Origin of the sequence: Butyrivibrio sp. (genome assembly GCF_017940685.1) — a bacterium.
GTDB lineage: Bacteria > Bacillota > Clostridia > Lachnospirales > Lachnospiraceae > Butyrivibrio.
The window spans coordinates 1-21,536 of sequence record NZ_JAGAYD010000244.1 but is presented as its reverse complement, the minus strand read 5'-3'; the positions used below and the strand labels follow the sequence as shown (position 1 = coordinate 21,536).

The following is a 21,536-nucleotide window of genomic DNA, read 5'->3' as shown; positions in this document are numbered from 1 at the left end:
TTTATTAGTCTCCTAAGGGAGAGTAACTGTTAACACTACATGCAGACTCTCCTATGGGGAGTCTGTAGATTGGAGGACAACATGGAATTTAAGAACGCAAAAGATTATCAGAAGTATTTCGAGACCGTCTTTGCAAAAGCAATGGATGAGGCAATGAAAAACAATGCTGATGACGAAGATTACACCGAGGAAAATGCTAGAGAAGAAGCCACATATCATTTCCTTAACGACAGCACAGATTATGATGCAGTCGCAGGAATGTATATCGGCTATGCCGGAGGAAAGGCTAACAAAGCTCTTCAAGACTTTAAGGATGAGATAGTCGATGAGCCATCTGAAAGAGACCGTGATGTTATCGCCACATTCGAACGGATACTCATTGACTTAGGCTCTGAGAAGTTCAAAAAGCTCGATGCCAAGTATCTTAAGGATGGCGATGGTCGGGACCAGCTTTCTGAAAAGGATGAGAAGGGCTATGTAAATAAGGCTTTCAAAATCTACGAAGAGGTTGGTTTTGAGCCAGTACTTCCTGATGTATCAGGCTATAACGAAGAAGATATTCCTTATATCGGAAAGCCTTTCAAAGTAACAGGACGCTGCAAGGCACCTGAGTGGGATCTTGAATGCTTACCTGCCTGGAATATCGAGTTCGAAGACGGTCACAAGATGGAGGCATATCCTGAAGAAATCTGCATCCTTGAAAGAGGGCAGCGCTATACAATTAAAACTGAATGGTAACTAACTGCCTAAAGCAGGAAACATTGATTCAATGTACTCCTGCTTATGGCAGGGGTACTAGGAGGTTTTAAATGGAATTATTAGAATTTTACCCGACACCTGAAACACTTCTTGATAAAATCCTTGATGGGGTGGACTACCGCTATATCGGAACAGTCCTTGAGCCATCTGCGGGCAAAGGAGATATAGTAAAGTATATTGAAAAAGTGGCAGGAAGCTATCCTCACTACAACAGTCGTATCACTTTTGACTGCATCGAACTGGATGAAACACTTCAGAAGACACTTATCGGTCAGGATATGAGAGTTGTTCATGACAACTTCCTTACCTATAAGACCAATAAGACCTACGACCTTATCATTGCAAATCCGCCCTTCTCAGAAGGCGACAAGCACCTTATGAAGGCATTGGACATGCAGGAAAAGTCAGGAGGCGATGTAGTCTTTATCCTGAATGCTGAGACAATAAGAAATCCTTATGCAAACCTTAGAAAAGCGCTTGTAGACAGGCTTGAAAAGGCAGGAGCTTCTATTGAGTACATGCAGCAGGAGTTTTCATCAGCAGAAAGGCAGACTAATGTAGAGATTGCTGTGGTAAAGGTACACTACGATAAGCCGGAGTATACATCGGATATCCTTGATGGACTTAAAAAGAAGTATTATTCTGAGGGAACTTATCAGGAGGACATCACAGATCTTGCACCCAATGACTTCATTGAAGCTATCGTAAAGAGGTACGAGATTGAGGTTGAGGCCGGAATAAGACTCATCAGAGAGTACAGGGCACTTGCGCCAAGGCTTCTTGATAGCCTGGATGAGGAATACTCTAAGTATTCTCACCCGATTCTTGAACTTAAGAGCAACAAATATGAGCTTTCCATTAACAGTTTTGTTGAACAGGAAAGAATGAAATACTGGTCAGCTCTGTTTAAGGATAAGAGGATCACAGGACAGATGACATCCAATCTGCAAACAGACTTCTTAAGCAAAGTCAACGAGCTTAAGGACTATGAGTTTTCTGTTTATAACATAAAGCAGATGCAGATAAAGATGAATCAGAATCTTGTGAAAGGCATCGAGGACTGCATCATCGAGCTGTTTGATGAGCTTTCTCATCAGTACTCATGGTATGACTCATCAAACAACATCCACTATTACAACGGATGGAAGACCAATTCGGCATGGAAGATAAACAAGAAGGTGATCATACCTTTCTATGCAGATGTATGGTCAAGATGGGGCAGTAAAGAGTATCAGCCCGATAACTACAGCGTAGTTGAGAAAATCTCAGATATCGAGAAGGCCCTTAACTATCTGGATGGTGGTCTTACTGATGGAATAAGCGTATTCTCAGCTCTTAGCTATGCAAAGCGCACCGGACAGACAAAAAATATTCGTCTGAAGTACTTCGACATCACTTTTTATAAGAAGGGGACATGCCATATCGTATTCAGAGACGAGGAGCTGTTAAAGAAATTCAATATCTTCGGCTCTCAGAAGAAGGGATGGCTTCCTCAGGATTATGGAAAGAAGATGTACTCAGAGATGAATGCAGAAGAAAAGGCAGTTATCGACGACTTCGAGGGCGAAGCATCATACAATAAGACAATGGCCAATACAAGCTATTATCTGTTTGATGCCAATAATGTAGCACTTCTCGAAGATAAGTCAGCCTGAGTTTCAGTAGTTGCAAATAAAATACACTTTTGGTATAATGTTTGTAACGTCAAATAGCATACGTAAAACATTTAAGAGTCATGGCAGTTCAGCCGTGGCTCTTTTTTGCGTTATATGACTATCTATTAAAAATCCGCCGATTCCGGCGTTTACATAAATCACCAATAAACTACCAAACCAAATAAGGAGGAATTTAAAATGAAACTTTATGACATTGAGGGACAGTTATCGCTCTTTGATGAGAGCCTGTTTTCAATCAAGGCAGTTGTGACCATGCCGAAGAGAGTATTAAAGACTTTTGCAGCATGGGACACAGAAAATGGCGAGGTTTATGTTGCTATCGATGAGAAGAATACTCTTATCGTAAAGGGATACAACCTTGATCAGGAAAAGGTGTGCTCATCCATGGATGTTGCCAAAGCACTCTTTAACGATGTTAAAGACAAGATTGTTGTTGCTGCTTGTATAGATGCAATAATGGGCAAGAAGAAGTTTAAGAGGCTTGACTTCTGTTCTTTAGCCGCATAAGGAGGCTGCCATGGAAGTACGTCTTAAAAACTTGCATGATGCAGCATGTCGCAACATCAGATGCATTGGAAAGTACAAGCCCTATGAAAAGTTTAGCGACAGGAATGACCTGATCATGAAAAGACTTCTTTCAGAGCTTATCGCTGGCAAGATAGACTACATCACTTTAAAGGATTCTGAAGAATTCAAGTGTCTTCATAGAAGCCCCAGAGATGGAGTCCTTGTTCAGCTTTCCGTGGGCTGGTGGAAAAACGGAAATGTTGACCCGTCATACCATGTGAACATCAATTCATTTGAAGATCTTTCAAGAGAAGGATTTCCAACAGGTATATGGGAAACAGGAAAGGTGGCGTACTGACCCCACAATAATAACAGTAAACGGCTGCTCCTCGATATCGAGGGGCAGTTATATTTGGAGGAAAACATAATGGAAATAATTGTACAGAAAATCGACGTAAGAAAAGGAACTATAGACTATATCTGCACAGAGCTCAGAAAGCTTATTCACCTTCAGCCAAGGCAGGAAGGAAAGATAAATCTTTCTCTCGATCTCACAAAATCTGAAGATATATCTGTTTTTAAACATGAGGACGAGGCCGGTTCATGGTTTTCATTCTCATGGAACATAGGTAAGAAACACTATGTTTACGGCAATATCTCATGCGATATAACTAAAATGGTACAGGATGTTGAGCGCATGTACGACGATGTGACAGCTAAGGTTAGAGAAGAAGCTGAAAAGGCAATCTTTGAAGACCGCTGCTATAAGCTCTATCAGCTTGAGTGGATGATGTCACATGGATATAGTCTTGATGATCTTTACAAGGTAATGCTGAAGTACGAGCAGGATATGTTTGATCCTGAAGACTTTGGAGATGGTGAGTATGGCCACGGGCATGTGTTCGATGCATCAGATCTTGAAAGAGCAGCTATGCAGGCAAGAGATATCTTTCTGTATCAGGAAGGCTTCGGTGGCAGTCAGATTTTTGCAGATAAGGAAGAATTCCTCGATGCAGAGTATCAGGATGCTGCATACATGAAATGGCTCTTTGAGACTCAGGTAGACGAAGAAGCTGACAAGCTTAAAGCTTTGTACACAAAATACACAGGCAAGCAGCTCTCATGTGTAGCCGACCTTAAAGTACATACTGAAGTAGGAACTTTAAGAGCATATCGTCTTACCGATCCTGAACATCCCGGCATCTGCGTGATGCTTCAGCCAAAGGGGCACGATGTTGAAATTGATGTGACGATGGCTGAGTCCGATGGCAAAAATATCAATATTGTAAATTGGGGCGACGCCACCACAGAAGATTCTACTCATAGAGAGACACTTCTTGGGGATGACATCGAGGCTACCTTAAGACCGAGAGTTCTCTCAAAGGAAGAGCTTAAGCCGATCATCTTTGATGAATGGAAGAAGTTTACCTTCTATGATGGGGAAAACATCAGTGCTGATGAGATCGATAACGTGCCTCAGGAACTTCTTGATGAGATAGCTTTCAGGTGTGACAGTCTTGAAACTGACGACATCACTCAGAATATCAGAGCATGTCTTCAGTATGCTAAAGACCACGGCACAAGAGCTCTTATCAAGGAAATGGATGACTGTAACATCTGGAGGTATATCGGATGATACAGGAACTTCATAAGTACCGAGATCGGTTAATTCAGGAGGAAAAGGACAGATATAGCGAAGAGTATAAAAAGAGCAAGTGGTACAAAGAACCCACATTGGAAGATGTTCTCAGTAGTCAGCGGTTATACGCTGATTATATCTCTTTTGAGAATATTCTTGAAAAGGGTGATAAGGAAGAGATAAAGTCCTATGTTGCGCTTTTCGAACAGGCAGCACATAACTACGGTGCATCCTGGTGGGACGATGACCTTGGTTGTGAACGTACCGGAGGCGAGTGGGAGACAGAATTTTATGTCACCCTTCGCAATATCGCAGCAAAAATCGTAGGACTTTCTGAGAGAGAATTCTCAGAGTTCTACGAAGGAAGAGGTGTTTAATGACAAAAGACATTCAGATAGCCGGGCAGATAAATCTGTTCGACTATCTCGGAAGTCTTGCGCAGAGTATTGAAGAAGAGTTTGATCCTCTTCTCAGATTCGCCGCAGGACATTTAGGAAGCTATGTTGGAAGCAAGGAAAGAGTGTTAGAACTCTTCATAAACGGCGCTTCCAAACAGGAAAAGATCAAAAAGCTTAAAAATGAATTTGGCATTGGAGGCTTTTGCGGATACAGGTTTACGCCTGACAACTCATACGCCCTTCACGGCGCATCATATGATGCAAAAGGCATAGTTGTTGAATGGTATGAGCCCGGAAAAGTACAGGCTGATTACAAGACCAGCAAGCACTCCTATGCAGAGCTTGTAGATGCCATAGAAAAGCTTTTTAAAGAAGGAAAATACAATGAAAGAGAGGAAAATATATGAGCACAAGAGCTATTATCGCACTTCCCGTAAAAGGCGGGTATGAGACTTGTTGGAACTGGAATGACGGCGGGCCTTCTCATCTTGGGAAAGAACTCAGGACTTATTTTAAAGATGAGGCCTCTGTAAAGAGCCTGATCCAGACAAAAAGTTTCTCAACAATCCTTGGCCCAAGAAGCATAAACGACTATATGAAAGAGGGCGACAGAGCAGAAGCACTTCCAAACGGTCGTTATCTATTGCTTCACAAATACCAGGGAGGCGTCATTGACGGCGAGGGAGACAATGCATTCTTCAAGACTATAGATGATATGCTTCAGTGCGATGTCAACTATGTGTATGTCTTTGAAAACGGCAAATGGAAGACATATAAGTAATCTTATTTTTGACAAAAAGGGCGGCGCATGCTCGTGACTTTAGTCGTGAGTTAGCCGCTAAAAGCAGAACAATAAAGAAAGGAGTAGCGGAATGAAAGTCTTATCTGCGTATTCAGTGAAGATAAAAGAATATAGGCACATCTTTAAAGATTCTATACGTATATACCGTTCCGCTGTAGATTTCTTCATAGATGTCTGCTTAAAGGAATGGGAGCTGATATCAGTACCGGACAGACTAACAGAAAGAAAAACACTGGTTGAGTCAGTAACTGTATCAACAAAAGAACATCCTGATGTACAATATCCGTTCGGAATGGAAAATCATGGATTTTACAAATTCCCCTGTTACTTAAGGCGTGCAGCCATAGCTGAAGCTATAGGTAAAGTGTCATCCTATAAGAGCAACCTTACAAATTGGGAAGAATCCGATCCACGTACCCGTGGAGAAAAACCTTCATATCCAAAAGCAGGATATTGTTACCCGGCGTTCTACCGTGACAATATGTTTATCCGTGAGGATGACTATGCGGCACAGTTAAAAGTGTTCCGTAACAATACATGGGACTGGATAACAGTTCAGTTACGTAAGTCAGATGTAGACTACATAATCCATCACTGCGGACGTATGAAGGAATGTGCACCCACGCTCATGAAACGTGGCAGACAGTGGTATCTGGATTTTCCATTTGAAGAGAAGTCTAAACTTAAGGAAACACCCATAATGGAACAATTGATACTTTCAGTGGATCTTGGTATAAATTCAAGTGCAACATGTTCTGTTTTAAAGTCAGATGGCACGGTCTTAGGAAGACATTTTTTAAAACTTCCTAAAGAATACGACTCTCTGAATCATAAGATAGACCATATAAAACGCGCACAGCGTCACGGTTCACGTAAAGTGTCAAACCTCTGGGCGTACGCAAAGGGCGTCAATGATGGTATTGCTGTTAAGACGGCAAAATTCATCATGGATATGGCAATCCTCTATGATGTGGACTGTATAGTGTTCGAACATCTTGATATCGGCAAAAAGAAACGTGGTTTCAGGAAACAGCGTCTTGCATTATGGAAAGCCCGTTACGTACAGTCCATGGTGACACATAAGGCTCATGTGAATGGCATGCATGTAAGTCATATAAATGCATGGGGCACATCGAAACTTGCTTTTGATGGAAGCGGGGCCGTACTCAGGGGTAATAAATCCACAAAGACCAGTAACAATTATTCTTTGTGTGAATTTCAAAATGGTAAAATTTATAACTGCGACTTATCAGCGTCCTACAACATAGGTGCAAGATATTTCGTCAGGGAGATATTAAAGACCTTACCCGCAAGGGAGAGGCAGCGCATCGAGGCAAAAGTCCCTGGTTGTGCGAAGAGAAGCACCTGCACGTTGGCTACATTAATTAGCTTAAATGGAGAACTGGGTTCTGCGGAACTTGGTATCGCTGTATAAGCTGTACCTGTAGTCAATGAGTTCATGCCCTAGAAAACGGGGTATGGAAGCACGCGACTTTAGTCGTGTGAGGCTTCACACTATACACACCCCTATATGGGAACAACTAAGACACTGTTCCCTATGGGGCAGTGTCGGAAAAGAGGAAATATGTTATTTGATATTAAACTTGACACTGCTTCAGAATATATGATGGATGCTAAAAGATGGCCTAAGCCTGTATGTGATGTCATGATAGAGTGCGATGCTCTTATTGATATGGCAAGAAGTGTTTTTGGTAAGGAAGAAGGCGATGGTTATGTTGACATCTACGCCATGATTGAGCCGGAGAGAAGACTTGTAACAGAGTTTCTTGTAATTTTCAAGGACCTCGATGGCAGCCAAGAAGACATCACCATTAAGGTGTCCGATATCGCTGATTCTGTAGAGTACTATCTCAAGCTTGAAGATCAGGGAGGTGGCGAGTTCATAAAGTTTATCACATCAGCGTGCTGGGAGATAAACTCACAGAGAATGGCAGCCTCTTCAAACATGGTCGAAGTAGTTGAGGATTTCTTAGAGACGAGGGATATCCGTATTCCATCGTCCGACGATGAGATGATTGCAGCAGGAGATGACCCCAAAAACAATTCTTCAAGAATCTACGGCGCTGATTACAGTGAGCTTGTAGAGGGATTTGAGGATGTTCAGGGAATATCTCCTCAGAGAACCCAGATTGACAGGCTCAAAGCCCTGTCAGCTTGGCTAGAGAAATATCTTCCTGATGAAGATTATTTCTATTCACTTTTGTATGATGCAGGATTTACCGGACGGCAGATAGAAGATGCTTGTGGTGAAGATGCCGCAGAAGCAGTCAAGAAATACTGGGAAGAACACGGATATATTTAATACCTTAAATAGTCAATCAAGAGCTTTTCCATCACGGAAAGGCTCTTTTTTGTTGCCTTAAATGGTGTAATATTTGTATTGCTTTAATTGTATAGTCGTGCTAATATAATATACAGATAGCGTATTAAGAAAGAGAGGCGATTATTGTACTCTACATTAAAGCGAAAAACACCACTAAAAGCCAAGACTCCACTAAGAGCAAAAAAAGGGCTAAATACATATAAACCGCTAAGAGCAAGCGCTTCTGTGACTAACAAGTCTAAAAATAGTAGCGCAAAGAAGCCGAGACAGGCAGCATACAAACCCTCGTATCCTTATGCAAGTATCTTCACGGATGACTTAAGGACCTGCTACATAACCGGTTCTAATAAGGATAATGCGGATATTCATGTACATCATGTATTTGGTGGAGCTAATAAAGCAAATTCTGAGAAGTATCACTTCCTGATCCCGCTCCGTGCAGACTGGCACGACATGGCGGATTATGGAATCCACTTCAATAGAGAGCTTGATCTTAAAATAAAAAGGCTTTGTCAGGAATACTGGCTTGAGCATTATGGAACTAAAGAAGAGTTTATATCCATCTTTTCAAAATGGTGGTAGGAAGGAGCGCCTATGTCTGGTATTGCATTTCCAATTGTATTTCAGCACAAGCTATCAAACAAGGATGTTAAGAAACTTTTTGCAGACATGAATAATGCTGCCAAAATCGTTGTAGCAAAAAGCAAAGGAGACAAAGCAAAAATATGAGTAAAACCAGAACTCTATTAGTAATTCTTAGCGCAGTATGCACTGTTTCTTATGGCATGTGGACAACTGTAAACATTCTTCCTGCAATCATCAAATTACTAATCATCCAAACCACAGCGTCTGTAAGCATGGCTATATTTTTAGCGCTAATTTCAATAACTATATATATCGTAATCGTTTTGTTGCCCACTGTAAGATTACTAATATTAAAAACAAGTCAACAATAAGGAGATAATATTATGGAAAGTTCGGCAACAAATCCTTCAATCAAAAAACAAGATGTAAAAGTTACCATAGACAGTATCTTAAATACATACACACCGACAGTCCTGACTCACCACCCTAATACCAAAAGCATTAAAAAGCTTTTGGACGACCACCAAGAAAATTTCGACAAGAACAGGCAAGTACATAATTGATTCAAAGCAACTTATTATAGAACTACATGTTGAGTAAGGGTCTAAAGGAGAAGAAGATGATAAATGAGAAGTTAATCCCTGAAGCATCAGAATTATATCCATTTTACATTACATTTAAGTGCGACGATGGGCACTTCGACTGGGGCTTCTATCCGGCAAAATCAAGGAGAGAGGCTGTAGAACAGTTTCTTTTGTCAGGAGTAGAGCATGCCGGTGTTCATATGATCGCCAAGGATGGCTATAAAGACCCTATTGAGTATATAGATGAAGATGAAATCCAACCATCAATCCATGAAAGCGAAGAGGATCTGACTATTTTTTGTGCCAAGCTTACTGAAAAAGAAACGCAGCTCGATAAGGTTTTTACAAGAATAAGAGGCTGAATTAGCTATGGATAGAAAACAGACAACCAAATTTCTGACAAAAACACTCATAGAGACAAGACTTTCCGACCGGAAGTATTATGCCAAGGAAGTGACTTTAGACTATGGCACATCACATCCAAAGAGGATTGACGTGATGGAGTTTAAGCCGTCAGGCGTCACCTATGCGTCAGACATAGAAAAAGGAATATTCGTTTGTTATGAAATAAAGAGCTGCTATGCAGATGTATATAGCGGAAATGGTCTTAACTTCTATGGAGAGAAAAACTCCATTGTCACCACAATGGAGACATATGAACCACCATCACTGATAGCATCAGAAATGGTTTCTACAATACCAAAGCAGTATAGTAAGGCACGTTCACGGTGCCACTACTCCGTTGGGCAAACCCTTCGGCATACTTTAAGTGTTATATATATGCGCTTGTGGCGCGTGGGAACTAACACCTTGTATATTTTACGTGCCATAGGTTCTTGGTTTGTTAGATTCATGGCACAACCCTATATATACAGTTTTCAAGGTTCCGATATACTTATTTTACCACGAACAGTTGTTCGTGTAAAGGCGATTCATCCCACATCCGATTTTGTCGGAAGGGGTTTTCTCGCAAGTTATTTATAAAAAAGAGTTAGGAAATAGAACATGCCTCGGAGCTCTTCGGAGTGCCCGTGAAAGCTCGCTGTTCCTTCGGGACAAATGAGAAAGCACAAGTGTTTAGGACAGTAGTTCATGTGGAAGAACGCGCCGCTATATGGTTGTAATACAGGTTCAACTCCTGTCTGTCCTATTAGGGAGAGAAAGTCCTCTCACCATCCGAGAAATGACAGAATCCCTTTAGAGAGGTCCTGCTTTAGTGGACGATCCAAAATAGCTCACATGCCGTGTTGCATGAGGAGTCACAGGTGCCGATGGACACCTTGCATAGAAAACCGACTTTGGCTATACGATTTTCTGCCAGGAATATCTTAGAGGACAGCCCGCAAACAGTATCTAAACTGTCTCTGCGAAATAAGCTGCGATATTCACTGGATCTTTCCTGAGAAGAGGGTGCACACTCAACTCGGGTGAGGCCGATATCTCTGTGGCGTGTTACAGCATCACAGAGAACTAAGGACAATACTATGGAAAGAAAGAGCTTTAAAATGAGAATTAAACGTAAGAATTTTATCATAACCATTATAATGCTTGTTATTATCTTGATATTCTTTCTGTTTTATTTGAAAGCACCGGTAACAAACAAAACTCAGTGTTATGTATCGACAGAAGAAGCAATGTACACGGCATGGGATGGTAGTGTTGTTAGTGGTTCAAATATAATATCTCTGCTTCAGAACAGCTCTGCTGATGACGCAATCACCTTTGTAATAGATAATGGCGTATCTAAAAAAGAGTACAACGCTTTTAACTCTGCGTTAATAGATCAATTTGCTGCCGATACCTATATCAAACCTACTGATATGTATGTATGCGCAGTAATGCGTAGTTCCGACGATAAAATCAACATGCTCACATTCAATATTGTAACATCAGACAAATAACACATAGATATAATTATCTGTTGTCGTGACATTTGGGCGACAGTATATTTATATAATTTTTTCTCTTCGTCACGCATGAAGAATGATAATCACACGAATAATCAGAAAGGAAAACACAACCATGGCAAACACAACTATTTTTACAAACGAACAGGAACAGCAGCTCAAGGAAGCGGTTAAGGCACAGAAAAATATTGCCGTTATAGGCATGATGGCTTCAGGAAAAACAACCACATATAAGGAACTGCTCAGAATAATCTCTGAAACAGATACCGTTCTCGAAGCATATTCAGCTATTGACGAAGTTGCAGGAGAAGCTGCACAGAACTATGTAAATATGACACTCGAAAATGGCCGTAAAATGCTTTTCACTCATCATGCCTCAGATGTAGACAAAATAAAAGTTCTATTCCCTCAGTTTACAGGCATTGTCGTAAAGACTAGCTGCGACAAGGGCGAATTTCATGTTGCAGTAGAGTAAACCGGCTACATATATAGCATATATGAGCACTAACGTATCAAGGCTTTGTACAAACTGCGGTCGGCGGTTTATAGCAAGAAAGGGCAGACAGGCATTCTGTTCCCTTGAATGTAAGAAAAGGTATGGAAACCATACAGGCTACCGCTGTGCAACGTGTAGGACGCTTCCTTGTGAGTATAGAGATCCGACGACAAATGTAACACCTGAGAACTGCCCAAATTATAAATGGAGCTGGTAAAAAGCGCGGGGAAAGAGAGGGCCGTGTATGCAATTTGTAACAGATCAGAGGATTGATAAATGGGTTAATGAACATGCACAACAATGCAAAACCAAGGCTTTCGACGGTGCGCAGTTTACATACGCGTTCACCCCGACTGGTATTGTCGAGGCACAGACTGTTGAATGCTTGTGCTGTAATAAGAAGCTCACTGTATATATAGATTAAAAAAAGGATCATTTATGTTTGAACAATAAATAGGTGCGCAATCCCCTTCCTCTACGAAGAAGGGAGGAGTTAGCACCGTCATTAGCCACAATCTTACGGAAAGGACAAGTGCCCTGACTGCGGTATGCCAATGAGATATCCATGGGAGGCACAGGAGTGATATGGAAAAGCAATACATCATCTGGAACAGATGGTATGACCATGAAGACAGGGAATATTATGAAGGCTATCTGGGATATTACAAAGGCGAAATAAACAATGCCTGCGAAAAAGAGGATTGCATGAGATTCAGCTCAGAAGAAGATGCTGACAGATGGTTTTGTGAGAATGAAGACGAGATAACCTATGGAATCCATGACTACTATGATTACAGAGTTGAGGAGGTAACGTATGCAGGAGATTGATTCAATTCCCGCAGATATCGACCTGTACTCGACATCGATACACATAGCTCCTTTTTATGCAATATGTTTCGTATTTGCTGGCATTATGCTGGCAATAGCGATCAGGACGCGTATACAGCAAAAGCAGTCCATGAAGATTATCCCGCCTCTTACTTTATTTCTGGTATCAGCGGCGGCATTTGTGATTGACGAAGCTCCTTTTGCCAAGGTATATCACGGAGCGATTGAATTAAGGGCTCCCGGATTTTACATCTTCTGTGTTGTAACGATTGTACTGATTGCCACCATCATATCGACAATAAGATATTTCCGAAGTGCTTAGAGAGGGGCCCAATGACAAGAGATGAGTTTTTTGACTGTTGTAAACAATGCCACTTCACAAGAGATTTTGGCATAACATCTAATCCAAACGCCATGCAGTCACATGTCAGCGTACTGATGATATATCAGGAAGATGATAAATGGGTCTGGCAGTATAACTTTAACAGACCTCACTACTTCGAGACAGATACAGGGTGCATTGATGATGTGCTGAAAGAGTTTAAGGAAGAACTGATCGAATGTGGATTCCCATTTCAGGAGAACAAAATATGAGCAGAATATGTCCAGAAACAGGAAAAAAAGTTGTTTACCTGGTATGTCAGGAATGCGACGACAGACTTAAATGTCTCTCAAAGAGCAAGCAGGAGCTGGCAAGGCAGACCGGACAGAAATCGACAGTAAAAATAAAGGAGAAACAATGGCACAAAGAGAAGACCTTATAAATCAGCTCGCCGCATCAATGGGTGCGGGAGACTATGCACAGACAAAATACGAAGAGTCCCGTTATGATCCTGATACCGGTACACTTTACTGTAATGGTCAGATCATCACAAAGAACACAATCGACCTTGCAGAAGGATTTTATAAAAACATGCAGGCAAAATGTGACCTTAAGACACCCGAAGGGCGGCAGATGGCTGCTATATACCAGGTGGGGCTTGAAGGGATTAAAAGGATCAGAAAGGCGGAAAAATGAACCTTGCAGAATTTGATGAGAGTAAATATAAAGCCACCCTGCAAGAAGAGAAGAGATTGGAAACAGTAATTTCTCTACTTAAGAAAGAGAAGATTACTGTACAGGACGCAGCGGAAGAACTTCATCTGGACAAAAAGACTATTTATGAACTTCTCAAAAGTGATGTTTTGTTTATACCATTTGAATACGCAAGACGGTTATCCGATGAACAGTCCACAACAAAGCATATTAAAAAGAAGATCCTGCCAAAATACTATGAGGATGTAGTAACAGGTGTAAAACCATTTGAACTTCGCAAAGATGAGGATAATATCCAGGTTGGAAACATCCTGGATCTGTGTGAATGGGATGGTGATTATACAGGCCGTAAGGTAAGATGTCTTGTCACGTATGTTCTTAGGAATTGTCCTGAATATGGTTTGATGGACGGCTATTGCATTATCGGGATTGAGGTATGCGGTGAGATTGTAGCTACAGAAAAACGAGGTGAAGATGAGAAAAGGTCAGATACAACTACTTGAAAGAGCAAAAAAGATAAAACTTAATAAAGATCAGCATACAATGCTCTCCAGGGAAGACCTTTCGTTAAATACACTTCTTGAAATTCTGAGAGTATTTGAAAGTATTAATGACTTTCCCGCCGACAAGGCATATGAATATGTAAGACTCGGCAGATCAGCATACAATTTGTGGACTGGAGAAAAAACGCTCTTAACATATAAGGAATATCTATCTTTGCCGGATGTATTCAAAAATAGCTCCGACGCCATGAACAGCATCCGCGGCTTTAGAAGCCACCTCCAGGATCTTGATGAATCGTTTTGCAAAACCGCCGGGTGGTTCCAGAATGAATTCGGCACTTGTAGTATCAGTTATTTCCACCTTCCAGACATCATCAGCGACAAGCGTTTTAGTAGGCGCAGATATTGCGATGATTACAAGCTCGATAAGAACACTCTGATTTACTATGCAAAATTCTATTCATCACTATTGGCTATGTTTATGAGTCAGTACAAAACAGACCTTTCATTACTGCTTCTGATTAAAGCCAAGCAGAAACTTGAAGAAGACTATGGAACAGAGTGGGAACTCGATAGAAGACAAGCTCAATACGACAGGATTAACAGTCAGGAACTTACAGAGAGTGAATATATTGATTTTCTTAAAGAAAAGTGTCATGGAAGAATATATGTCCAGGATTATATAAATAAGGGTATTTCCGCAGAAACAGCCGCAAAAACCGTCATGGAGGATATATTAGCAGCAGAAGACGCTTTTAATCCTGAAAAGACGGAATACTTTCATGAGCTGTTTAAAGGATGTGAAGAACAAGAATATACAGAATATCAGGACGAACAAGAAAGAAAAAACGTTGAATACATGAGAGACAAGACGCTTCTCACAGGCAGTCTCAATATTCGCTCAACTAAAATATCCGTATCAGTACCTAGAGAGCTATATGAAGACAAGCCAGTATTTATAGAATTTGCATGTACAAACTTACTAAAGGTATGTGTAAATAATGAAGGTCAACGCATCATAACAAAGGGTTATAAGAATGCAGGCAAAATCATCGTCTATGAAAACGGTTCAATCTATATAAAGAAATATAGCAGATACCAACAGGCGACAGTACGAGATATAGTTATGATGTTCCATGCATATCACGGGATGGAGATTCTTGACAAAATCCTGGAAATTCCCGCCATTAAAGATAGCTATGTTTATAAAGACCTTGTGAAAGACTGCATGGAAACGATCAATGCTCACAGCTCTTTCCCGTCAATTCTGTGGAACTCATGCATGGGTTATAAGAACCGCAACCAGCTCATGAAGTCTCTGTACAAGAATGCCGAGGATATAGATTTTAATAAGATGGGGATTCCATGCGGCTATGCTTATATGAAGACAAGGCCATATGTTGATGATTTGTCACAAGGCATCTTATATAACGCATTTACGCAGCATGTTCTAACAGGATACACATGTAAAAGCGCAAGAAAAGCAAATGCTGTAGCACAGGCCGTGGTCACAGAATACCTTACGAAAAAATTAGAATGCTTATATCCCAATAGACGAAACGACATTCATACAGAGACCAAAGACTATGTTATAAACACACTGGATGAAAAAGAAAAACTAAGTCTCAGGTGGCGTTCGATAACAAAGATGACGCAGCAGAATATTGACACTGTACTTGCCAATCAAAATAGCAAGACGGCGAAGATAATGATTCCGAAAAACTCAAAATTTAATGCTCTCGCGCAACAGCTTCCTCCAGATTTCGAACAGATCAGGACTAGAAAACGCATTATCCTGGAAGGAAAGCTTATGAGGCATTGCGTTGCCAGCTATGCAGATATGTAAATAAAGACAGATGCGCTATATACCATCTAACGCATAATGGCAAAGGGTATACCTTGGAATTCATAACGGAGAAAGGCCGATACAAGGTTGTTCAGATCCAATCGAAAGCAGACCGTGGAGCTCCAAAGGAAATATGGGATTATGTGCAGGAGTTGATAAAAGATATTCCTGTGCCAAAGAATGATAAAAAGAAGCGGAAAAAGTCAGCTTAAGAATTGTTAAACAGATACACTGGAAGTGAACGTAGACGAGCTGATAAACAAATCTGGCACATTTATTATAGGAGAGTGGCCTATGGACTCACAGACAAAAACAGAACTGTTCCATATGTACCAGAGCTACAAACGTGAGCTGTGGACATATACAGGACAAAACTTTGAAAACGAACTTGAAGGCTGGTTCGAAGATATGATGACGATGCCGGATATGGAAGTGAAACCTATCCGCAATGCCCACACAAATGCACTTATTGGCTTTCTAATGGTGCAGGATCTTGATGAAGAGCAGCAGATGGAATCGGGATGCAGATGGTTCATCTCAGAGGCGTACATCATGCCAGCGTACAGGGATCAGAGGTTTATGACGACAGTAATCCATGATTTCATAGCAGGGCATAAAGGCAATATCGGACTTGTTACGATAGATAAGAATGAGAAAGCCATGAAGTTCTGGAATGATACTTTAGGCGGTCTCGGATATTTAAGAGAGCGGATAGATTCTCTAAGTAATGCAACAGACAGCTTTTACAGATATAAAGTACCCGCACTGGCAAGTATCTGGCAGAACAGATGAATAACGATGCCTAAGAGTATCAGAAGGAAGTGTCAAAGTTTGAGAATTTTAGGAGAGTAAAGTAAAAGAGGTTTAAGGTTCAATGGAAAACATAATAATTGCGCAGGATAGAAACATAGCAGTCAATCTAAGGCATATCTACATACTGGAAGTGTGCGCATCAAAAACATTGCTGGGTAATTACAATATTATTGCCCGTACTTCTGTACAGTCAGATTTCGTTGTCCTCGGAAGCTTTTCAAGGAAGGATATGGCTGTAGATGTAAGAAACGATATTATCCTTTGGAATAATCAGAATTATAACTGGGAATGGCATATAGAGTATTCTGTACCGCAGGATAACCCTGACTATCAGAGTGTAACTGATGCGATCACTTTACCGGCGGCTCAGAAAATGACTGGTGCCGTTAATAGAAAGGATGAAGAGATATGTTTGAAAACAGGAGAGTTACTACAAGAACCGCCGATAGTTTTAGACAGTCCTTTGGAAAAGAAGGAGAAAGCACGTACATTGAAGGTATAATGCTCTATAACAGACTTATGAATGAGGGCTGTGACGGGCCACTGACACAGGCTCTCGGAGAACAGCTAGACCGCATGGATAAGCTTGTTGCTACTGATCGGGCCACGCAGGAAATGTTTGCAGCAATGCTTCGAAGCTTGGAGGCAAAGAAACAGAATATCGAAAGTTTTACATAAAACATAAGGGATGATGCAATGTAAGTTTGCCTCATCCCTTTTCTAATATGTTAATCATCTAAACCATCATCAGCGATACCATTATTGCGGATTTTTTCCTCGATAACGCTCCTATTATCAAGTATATAGGCTAATTGCCTGACATATCTGCCCTGGTAAATCCTAAAGTATTTAAACATCAAGTGCAAGAGCTAGAAGCAATAGTATTATCAGAATTACTTCCAATCCGTTGCATTCTACAACGCATAATAATTATAATGAAATATACACAAACACATCTGTGTACCAAAGTTCAAATTTATCCTGTGATATATGTTTTTGGAGGTAATCTTATGTCTAAGACTAAGTGTAGTAACTGTGGTGAAGCAATAGAATACTCAAATAGCTTTTGCAGTAAATGCGGATCAGAAATGCCAAAGAATCAGATCATAAAATTAAACAAGGAGTATTCTGAGAAAATCTGTTCCCGATATTCTGCGCTACAAGAGTTGCTTGAATCACATAAACAGGCTATAAGAAAGCTTTCCCTTACACCCTGGGATGGTTTCATGACAACCGCCTCCAATAGTGACTTCGTAAAGGCCTATGGCGGATGCCTTAATAAGGATGGCACAGTAGAGTATAAGGGTATTTCCAAAGCAAAACTTAGTGACATTCTTCTCATGTGCGAAGCGCTGTTTTCGCAGTGCATGTATGAGCAAAAGAACGAGGGAAACATTCATAGTGAGGATTACAGGTCCTATCTTGCAAGCTTGTCAGGGCTTAATACAATAAATGACCCGGAAGCAAAAGAAACATGCCTTAATCTCGCTAAAAACATCAGTAAATTTGTCCTATACATGGAATACATAGACCAGGCGTTGACAAAATTGGAAGAAGATGCAAAAAGGCTGCTCAAAGGCTATCGTGGTGAATCTCATATTAGAAGCTATCTTGAAAGTGTTGTTGGCTCAGAGGGCTTATATAGTAACGTCATATTTGATGATCCATTTCAGGATGACAGGATGAGCGAGAATGACCTTGTATATATCTCAAAGAAAGGCATTATCACATTTGAAGTAAAGAACAACAATTATGCTTCAATCGCAGTGGATACTGGCAGAGCCGAATACAGAACACATGATGGGAAGATTGTAGAGCAAGATCCATTAGGGCAGACCCGGTATCATGCACTTATAATCAGAGAATTGCTGAAACAGAGCGGAAAATTCCAAGAGCTTGCAGATATAAAAGTAGTCAAAGAGGCTGTAATAATCAATAACCCTGAGACGGCGATAAATAGTAACGGCTATCCGGTCATGAACATAACGGGAGTAGAGGATTATCTTTCATCACTGGATGATGTTATTTCCTCAGAGCAAGTAGAAGCACTTAAAGACTTCATATCTTCGATAAACCAAAATGACAGTGAAAGAGAATTTGAAGTCATGGACTATAGCGCAATCTTTCCTGAAAAAGAGTTTTGGGATGGTGCATGGAATAATCTTGTAGAAACATTAACATTGATCGGAGAAAAGAATGCCGACAATAAGCTGATTAAGGCTTTAGGTAATTACTACTTTGTATATGTCTACGCCCCGGTTAAAGGAATATTCACCAGAGATATAGACAAACACATCCGCAAAATAAACAGAACGGGATTGTCAATATTATGCGGCGTAGATTCAGAATTTTCAATTCAGGATGCCTTTTATGCAGTATATGACAAAGAATTGGATCTTTGGATAAAATCATCTGATACAATGATTGCAAAACGTACCTATACAGAGCTATTAAGATGCGGTAACTACAAGGAAACATATAACAAAATAAAGAGTCATTTCAAACAATAAATGTATTGCATTTATTTCGCTTATGGTGTATACTAAAGGCGTAATAAATCAGTAAAACATTATTTTGAAAGGATAAATCATGAAAACAAAACGATACAATATTATATTTAGCGTTATTGTTATAGCCATTGTAATTACCATGCTAATTCCCATTTTTACAATCAAAAAAACCTGGTCATATCAATATGGAGATATGGACTATGACGGAAACGGTTTTGTAACTCAAGACGAAAAGATAAGGTATTTACAAGAAATATGGGGCGTGGATTACGATCCTAACGATCCGCAATCTGCCGCCAATGAATTACAACAAAAGTACAATGATTACGCCGAAGAAATAGGTGTAAACAATGTTACCGGAGAAACTTCATCATCAGGTGCTTCACAGAAAAAAGAAACTCACACCCATTCTTACACAGCTACAGTCACAAAAGACGCAACATGCACCGAAGCCGGAGAAATGACATACACCTGCTCCTGCGGTGATAGCTATACAGAAGTAATTGCCATGAAATCCCATAATTACGAATCTACCGTCACCAAAGAGCCTACATGTACTGAAACCGGAACAGAAACTAAGGAATGTGCTGATTGTGGCGATACAATAGAGTCAGTCATTCCTGCTCTTGGACATAAAGCCGGAGACTGGGTGACAGAGAAAGAAGCCACTTGCTCCGAAGAAGGTAGAAATGTAAGGTATTGTACTGTATGTGGAGAGCCCGTAGAAACCATGATGGTAGATAAACTCCCTCACACTGAAGGAAAATGGGAAGTATCTCAGAATGCCTCTCTTATAAAACCTGGTCTTAGAGTAATTAAGTGTACTGAATGTGGTGAGATCTTGCAGCAGGAAGAAATACCTGCTAATACCACATTACTCTACATCCTTATAGGAGTAGGTGCAATAATACTTATCGGAATAATTGTCGGAGTGGTAGTATATAAGTGTAGGCATTAAAAAACACTTGAAACATATATGGCAATATTGTATTATGAATATGCGGAAACGCATTAAAAGCAATCAATAGTTCTATATGGCAAAACGAAACCCCCGATGTAGGCGCATCGAGGGTTTCTTGCTCTTTAAAGCGAGTTAGACTTAGGCTAGTACCGTGTTGTTAGTCCCTGTCTAGCCATTTGCAAATGTAGTAGGCGACTACACTTGCTAACACAGAGATTAGAAAAGCAATCAATGATTCCATACGGCTACCACCTCCTTTCTGCTGGAGGTACACGGCATTATTTATACTATCATTTACCCATAATTCTTACAACACATAGTCTTTTACACATCCAAAGCAATAATAACCTTTAAAAGAATGGCATATAAGTCTCCCGTGCGACATTTGATTGGACTACGGGAGATTTTTTAGTCTTGAAAATTCGCTATAGGTGTAATATACTTAATGCGTAATAGGTTGTTTTAATCTACATAAGGGAGATTTCAAATTTTGAGAAAACATAAAATATTACCCTCATTAGCTATAACAGCATCACTAATAGCTTCGCTGCTTTCCCCTATAGGTAGTATTGTTCCTGATGCAACAATTAAGGCGGAAGCAGCCTATGATAGTTTATCTACAGGAGTAACATCTCGAACACGTTCAGGACTTACATTATCATCAAGTTCGGGAGAAATTTGGGCCGTCGATGATGTATCGGAAGATATAACCGGGCAAGACAATCTTGACACGCACGATAAAATACTTACTTCAAAAATAGCATATGAAACAATCGGTTTAACAGTTACAAGATGCGCTCTGGGAACCAAAACTCCAATAAAGGAGGATTGGATAGCTTTTGATTATAAAATTGATTCCATGCAAAATGTTGTACAGGGCGATGGTACATCACGTTCCTATTTCGGCTTTAACCTCGATGAAATTAAAGCTATGATAGGGGCATATAGCGGAGACTGGCTTGCGGATCTTGAAAGTGGTGAACTATGTTATATAAAAGTCGATTGCGTAATGGTCACAAAAAACTACAACTTTCAAGATGTTAGAAGATGGTATTCAGGTATGTCTTTTAATGGGCCCGGCCATTCTTTAGTAGAAGTTGTAAATCCGACTAATGACAAACCCGCCGTCTATGACAATGTGGGTATAGGAAAATCCCCTGATGACCTTGTTCATGCATACGGCTGGGCATCTCCTAAGTCTATCAGAACTCACTTTGACAGATATATTCTGTTTTGCGGAGAAGAGGATGTTGAACCAACAGAGTTCCCTGAAGACCCTGATGATGGATTTTACAAGCGTACCGGCAAGACAGATCCTCACTACTATACATGGAATACATCT

General features: G+C 40.5%; 30 protein-coding genes and 1 tRNA gene. All 31 read left to right on the top strand.

Annotation, left to right across the window (positions count from 1 at the left end):
* Positions 1-81 precede the first annotated feature (81 nt).
* Entirely contained in the window at positions 82-738 is a 657-nt protein-coding gene (locus tag J6I68_RS14375) for a hypothetical protein (protein WP_292221322.1), read from the top strand.
* A 71-nt stretch (positions 739-809) separates the two neighbouring features.
* Positions 810-2,414, top strand: a complete 1,605-nt coding sequence (locus J6I68_RS14370) for a DUF4942 domain-containing protein (RefSeq protein ID WP_292221320.1) — start codon at positions 810-812, stop codon at positions 2,412-2,414.
* A 198-nt stretch (positions 2,415-2,612) separates the two neighbouring features.
* Complete coding sequence (locus J6I68_RS14365) at positions 2,613-2,942, top strand: hypothetical protein (protein ID WP_292221319.1); 330 nt, start codon at positions 2,613-2,615, stop codon at positions 2,940-2,942.
* 10 nt (positions 2,943-2,952) lie between these two features.
* Positions 2,953-3,300 carry a hypothetical protein gene (locus J6I68_RS14360; RefSeq protein WP_292221318.1) on the top strand — a complete coding sequence of 116 codons (348 nt, stop codon included), beginning with the start codon at positions 2,953-2,955 and terminating at the stop codon, positions 3,298-3,300.
* Between the two features lie 69 nt (positions 3,301-3,369).
* Positions 3,370-4,578 (top strand): hypothetical protein, encoded by a 1,209-nt coding sequence (locus J6I68_RS14355; protein ID WP_292221316.1) that lies wholly within the window; start codon positions 3,370-3,372, stop codon positions 4,576-4,578.
* Positions 4,575-4,958, top strand: coding sequence for a hypothetical protein (locus J6I68_RS14350; RefSeq protein ID WP_292221315.1), 384 nt, complete (start codon positions 4,575-4,577; stop codon positions 4,956-4,958). Before J6I68_RS14355 ends, J6I68_RS14350 begins: the two co-directional genes overlap by 4 nt.
* Entirely contained in the window at positions 4,958-5,386 is a 429-nt protein-coding gene (locus J6I68_RS14345; RefSeq protein ID WP_292221313.1) for a hypothetical protein, read from the top strand. Before J6I68_RS14350 ends, J6I68_RS14345 begins: the two co-directional genes overlap by 1 nt.
* A complete protein-coding gene (locus tag J6I68_RS14340; RefSeq protein WP_292221312.1) occupies positions 5,383-5,760 on the top strand; it encodes a hypothetical protein in 378 nt (125 codons plus the stop codon). Before J6I68_RS14345 ends, J6I68_RS14340 begins: the two co-directional genes overlap by 4 nt.
* 91 nt (positions 5,761-5,851) lie before the next feature.
* Positions 5,852-7,216: a transposase gene (locus J6I68_RS14335; protein WP_292221311.1), complete on the top strand. Its 1,365-nt coding sequence runs from the start codon at positions 5,852-5,854 to the stop codon at positions 7,214-7,216.
* Positions 7,217-7,366: 150 nt separating this feature from the next.
* Complete coding sequence (locus J6I68_RS14330) at positions 7,367-8,104, top strand: hypothetical protein (RefSeq protein WP_292221309.1); 738 nt, start codon at positions 7,367-7,369, stop codon at positions 8,102-8,104.
* Between the two features lie 246 nt (positions 8,105-8,350).
* Complete coding sequence (locus tag J6I68_RS14325; RefSeq protein WP_292221308.1) at positions 8,351-8,707, top strand: phosphoenolpyruvate carboxykinase; 357 nt, start codon at positions 8,351-8,353, stop codon at positions 8,705-8,707.
* Positions 8,708-8,719: 12 nt separating this feature from the next.
* Positions 8,720-8,854 carry a hypothetical protein gene (locus J6I68_RS14320; protein WP_292221306.1) on the top strand — a complete coding sequence of 45 codons (135 nt, stop codon included), beginning with the start codon at positions 8,720-8,722 and terminating at the stop codon, positions 8,852-8,854.
* A 475-nt stretch (positions 8,855-9,329) separates the two neighbouring features.
* The gene (locus J6I68_RS14315) at positions 9,330-9,656 is read left to right on the top strand and encodes a hypothetical protein (RefSeq protein ID WP_292221305.1); all 327 of its coding nucleotides are present in this window, start codon (positions 9,330-9,332) and stop codon (positions 9,654-9,656) included.
* Between the two features lie 7 nt (positions 9,657-9,663).
* The gene (locus tag J6I68_RS14310; protein WP_292221304.1) at positions 9,664-10,278 is read left to right on the top strand and encodes a hypothetical protein; all 615 of its coding nucleotides are present in this window, start codon (positions 9,664-9,666) and stop codon (positions 10,276-10,278) included.
* Positions 10,279-10,373: 95 nt separating this feature from the next.
* Positions 10,374-10,444 (top strand) — tRNA-Ile (locus J6I68_RS14305).
* A gap of 334 nt (positions 10,445-10,778) precedes the next feature.
* The gene (locus J6I68_RS14300; RefSeq protein ID WP_292221303.1) at positions 10,779-11,195 is read left to right on the top strand and encodes a hypothetical protein; all 417 of its coding nucleotides are present in this window, start codon (positions 10,779-10,781) and stop codon (positions 11,193-11,195) included.
* Between the two features lie 121 nt (positions 11,196-11,316).
* Complete coding sequence (locus J6I68_RS14295; protein ID WP_292221302.1) at positions 11,317-11,676, top strand: hypothetical protein; 360 nt, start codon at positions 11,317-11,319, stop codon at positions 11,674-11,676.
* Positions 11,677-11,941: 265 nt separating this feature from the next.
* The gene (locus J6I68_RS14290) at positions 11,942-12,121 is read left to right on the top strand and encodes a hypothetical protein (protein WP_292221301.1); all 180 of its coding nucleotides are present in this window, start codon (positions 11,942-11,944) and stop codon (positions 12,119-12,121) included.
* 161 nt (positions 12,122-12,282) lie between these two features.
* Positions 12,283-12,525, top strand: coding sequence for a hypothetical protein (locus J6I68_RS14285; protein WP_292221299.1), 243 nt, complete (start codon positions 12,283-12,285; stop codon positions 12,523-12,525).
* A complete protein-coding gene (locus J6I68_RS14280; protein WP_292221297.1) occupies positions 12,512-12,847 on the top strand; it encodes a hypothetical protein in 336 nt (111 codons plus the stop codon). Before J6I68_RS14285 ends, J6I68_RS14280 begins: the two co-directional genes overlap by 14 nt.
* Before the next feature lie 11 nt (positions 12,848-12,858).
* Positions 12,859-13,119, top strand: a complete 261-nt coding sequence (locus J6I68_RS14275) for a hypothetical protein (protein ID WP_292221296.1) — start codon at positions 12,859-12,861, stop codon at positions 13,117-13,119.
* Positions 13,116-13,289 carry a hypothetical protein gene (locus J6I68_RS14270; protein ID WP_292221295.1) on the top strand — a complete coding sequence of 58 codons (174 nt, stop codon included), beginning with the start codon at positions 13,116-13,118 and terminating at the stop codon, positions 13,287-13,289. The genes J6I68_RS14275 and J6I68_RS14270 overlap by 4 nt, the downstream gene beginning before the upstream one ends.
* Positions 13,265-13,543, top strand: coding sequence for a hypothetical protein (locus tag J6I68_RS14265; protein ID WP_292221294.1), 279 nt, complete (start codon positions 13,265-13,267; stop codon positions 13,541-13,543). The genes J6I68_RS14270 and J6I68_RS14265 overlap by 25 nt, the downstream gene beginning before the upstream one ends.
* Complete coding sequence (locus tag J6I68_RS14260; RefSeq protein ID WP_292221292.1) at positions 13,540-14,064, top strand: DUF3850 domain-containing protein; 525 nt, start codon at positions 13,540-13,542, stop codon at positions 14,062-14,064. The genes J6I68_RS14265 and J6I68_RS14260 overlap by 4 nt, the downstream gene beginning before the upstream one ends.
* Positions 14,036-15,910 carry a hypothetical protein gene (locus J6I68_RS14255; RefSeq protein ID WP_292221291.1) on the top strand — a complete coding sequence of 625 codons (1,875 nt, stop codon included), beginning with the start codon at positions 14,036-14,038 and terminating at the stop codon, positions 15,908-15,910. Before J6I68_RS14260 ends, J6I68_RS14255 begins: the two co-directional genes overlap by 29 nt.
* Positions 15,911-16,204: 294 nt before the next feature.
* Entirely contained in the window at positions 16,205-16,702 is a 498-nt protein-coding gene (locus J6I68_RS14250) for a hypothetical protein (protein ID WP_292221290.1), read from the top strand.
* 82 nt (positions 16,703-16,784) lie between these two features.
* On the top strand, positions 16,785-17,225 hold the full coding sequence (locus tag J6I68_RS14245; RefSeq protein WP_292221288.1) for a hypothetical protein: 441 nt from the start codon (positions 16,785-16,787) through the stop codon (positions 17,223-17,225).
* A complete protein-coding gene (locus J6I68_RS14240; protein WP_292221286.1) occupies positions 17,225-17,401 on the top strand; it encodes a hypothetical protein in 177 nt (58 codons plus the stop codon). Before J6I68_RS14245 ends, J6I68_RS14240 begins: the two co-directional genes overlap by 1 nt.
* A gap of 332 nt (positions 17,402-17,733) precedes the next feature.
* Positions 17,734-19,233, top strand: a complete 1,500-nt coding sequence (locus tag J6I68_RS14235; RefSeq protein WP_292221285.1) for an NERD domain-containing protein — start codon at positions 17,734-17,736, stop codon at positions 19,231-19,233.
* A gap of 79 nt (positions 19,234-19,312) precedes the next feature.
* A complete protein-coding gene (locus J6I68_RS14230) occupies positions 19,313-20,191 on the top strand; it encodes a hypothetical protein (protein ID WP_292221284.1) in 879 nt (292 codons plus the stop codon).
* Positions 20,192-20,684: 493 nt separating this feature from the next.
* Positions 20,685-21,536 (top strand): hypothetical protein (locus tag J6I68_RS14225; protein WP_292221282.1); only part of this gene is annotated, 852 nt, incomplete at its 3' end.

Coding starts and splice junctions, on each gene's coding strand:
- J6I68_RS14290 (WP_292221301.1), top strand. CDS start 11,942: ATGCAATTTGTAACAGATCAGAGGATTGATAAATGGGTTAATGAACAT.
- J6I68_RS14335 (WP_292221311.1), top strand. CDS start 5,852: ATGAAAGTCTTATCTGCGTATTCAGTGAAGATAAAAGAATATAGGCAC.
- J6I68_RS14355 (WP_292221316.1), top strand. CDS start 3,370: ATGGAAATAATTGTACAGAAAATCGACGTAAGAAAAGGAACTATAGAC.
- J6I68_RS14245 (WP_292221288.1), top strand. CDS start 16,785: ATGGAAAACATAATAATTGCGCAGGATAGAAACATAGCAGTCAATCTA.
- J6I68_RS14270 (WP_292221295.1), top strand. CDS start 13,116: ATGAGCAGAATATGTCCAGAAACAGGAAAAAAAGTTGTTTACCTGGTA.
- J6I68_RS14330 (WP_292221309.1), top strand. CDS start 7,367: ATGTTATTTGATATTAAACTTGACACTGCTTCAGAATATATGATGGAT.
- J6I68_RS14340 (WP_292221312.1), top strand. CDS start 5,383: ATGAGCACAAGAGCTATTATCGCACTTCCCGTAAAAGGCGGGTATGAG.
- J6I68_RS14230 (WP_292221284.1), top strand. CDS start 19,313: ATGAAAACAAAACGATACAATATTATATTTAGCGTTATTGTTATAGCC.
- J6I68_RS14315 (WP_292221305.1), top strand. CDS start 9,330: ATGATAAATGAGAAGTTAATCCCTGAAGCATCAGAATTATATCCATTT.
- J6I68_RS14350 (WP_292221315.1), top strand. CDS start 4,575: ATGATACAGGAACTTCATAAGTACCGAGATCGGTTAATTCAGGAGGAA.
- J6I68_RS14370 (WP_292221320.1), top strand. CDS start 810: ATGGAATTATTAGAATTTTACCCGACACCTGAAACACTTCTTGATAAA.
- J6I68_RS14310 (WP_292221304.1), top strand. CDS start 9,664: ATGGATAGAAAACAGACAACCAAATTTCTGACAAAAACACTCATAGAG.
- J6I68_RS14265 (WP_292221294.1), top strand. CDS start 13,265: ATGGCACAAAGAGAAGACCTTATAAATCAGCTCGCCGCATCAATGGGT.
- J6I68_RS14235 (WP_292221285.1), top strand. CDS start 17,734: ATGTCTAAGACTAAGTGTAGTAACTGTGGTGAAGCAATAGAATACTCA.
- J6I68_RS14260 (WP_292221292.1), top strand. CDS start 13,540: ATGAACCTTGCAGAATTTGATGAGAGTAAATATAAAGCCACCCTGCAA.
- J6I68_RS14250 (WP_292221290.1), top strand. CDS start 16,205: ATGGACTCACAGACAAAAACAGAACTGTTCCATATGTACCAGAGCTAC.
- J6I68_RS14300 (WP_292221303.1), top strand. CDS start 10,779: ATGGAAAGAAAGAGCTTTAAAATGAGAATTAAACGTAAGAATTTTATC.
- J6I68_RS14280 (WP_292221297.1), top strand. CDS start 12,512: ATGCAGGAGATTGATTCAATTCCCGCAGATATCGACCTGTACTCGACA.
- J6I68_RS14275 (WP_292221296.1), top strand. CDS start 12,859: ATGACAAGAGATGAGTTTTTTGACTGTTGTAAACAATGCCACTTCACA.
- J6I68_RS14285 (WP_292221299.1), top strand. CDS start 12,283: ATGGAAAAGCAATACATCATCTGGAACAGATGGTATGACCATGAAGAC.
- J6I68_RS14345 (WP_292221313.1), top strand. CDS start 4,958: ATGACAAAAGACATTCAGATAGCCGGGCAGATAAATCTGTTCGACTAT.
- J6I68_RS14320 (WP_292221306.1), top strand. CDS start 8,720: ATGTCTGGTATTGCATTTCCAATTGTATTTCAGCACAAGCTATCAAAC.
- J6I68_RS14295 (WP_292221302.1), top strand. CDS start 11,317: ATGGCAAACACAACTATTTTTACAAACGAACAGGAACAGCAGCTCAAG.
- J6I68_RS14240 (WP_292221286.1), top strand. CDS start 17,225: ATGCTCTATAACAGACTTATGAATGAGGGCTGTGACGGGCCACTGACA.
- J6I68_RS14255 (WP_292221291.1), top strand. CDS start 14,036: ATGAGAAAAGGTCAGATACAACTACTTGAAAGAGCAAAAAAGATAAAA.
- J6I68_RS14375 (WP_292221322.1), top strand. CDS start 82: ATGGAATTTAAGAACGCAAAAGATTATCAGAAGTATTTCGAGACCGTC.
- J6I68_RS14360 (WP_292221318.1), top strand. CDS start 2,953: ATGGAAGTACGTCTTAAAAACTTGCATGATGCAGCATGTCGCAACATC.
- J6I68_RS14365 (WP_292221319.1), top strand. CDS start 2,613: ATGAAACTTTATGACATTGAGGGACAGTTATCGCTCTTTGATGAGAGC.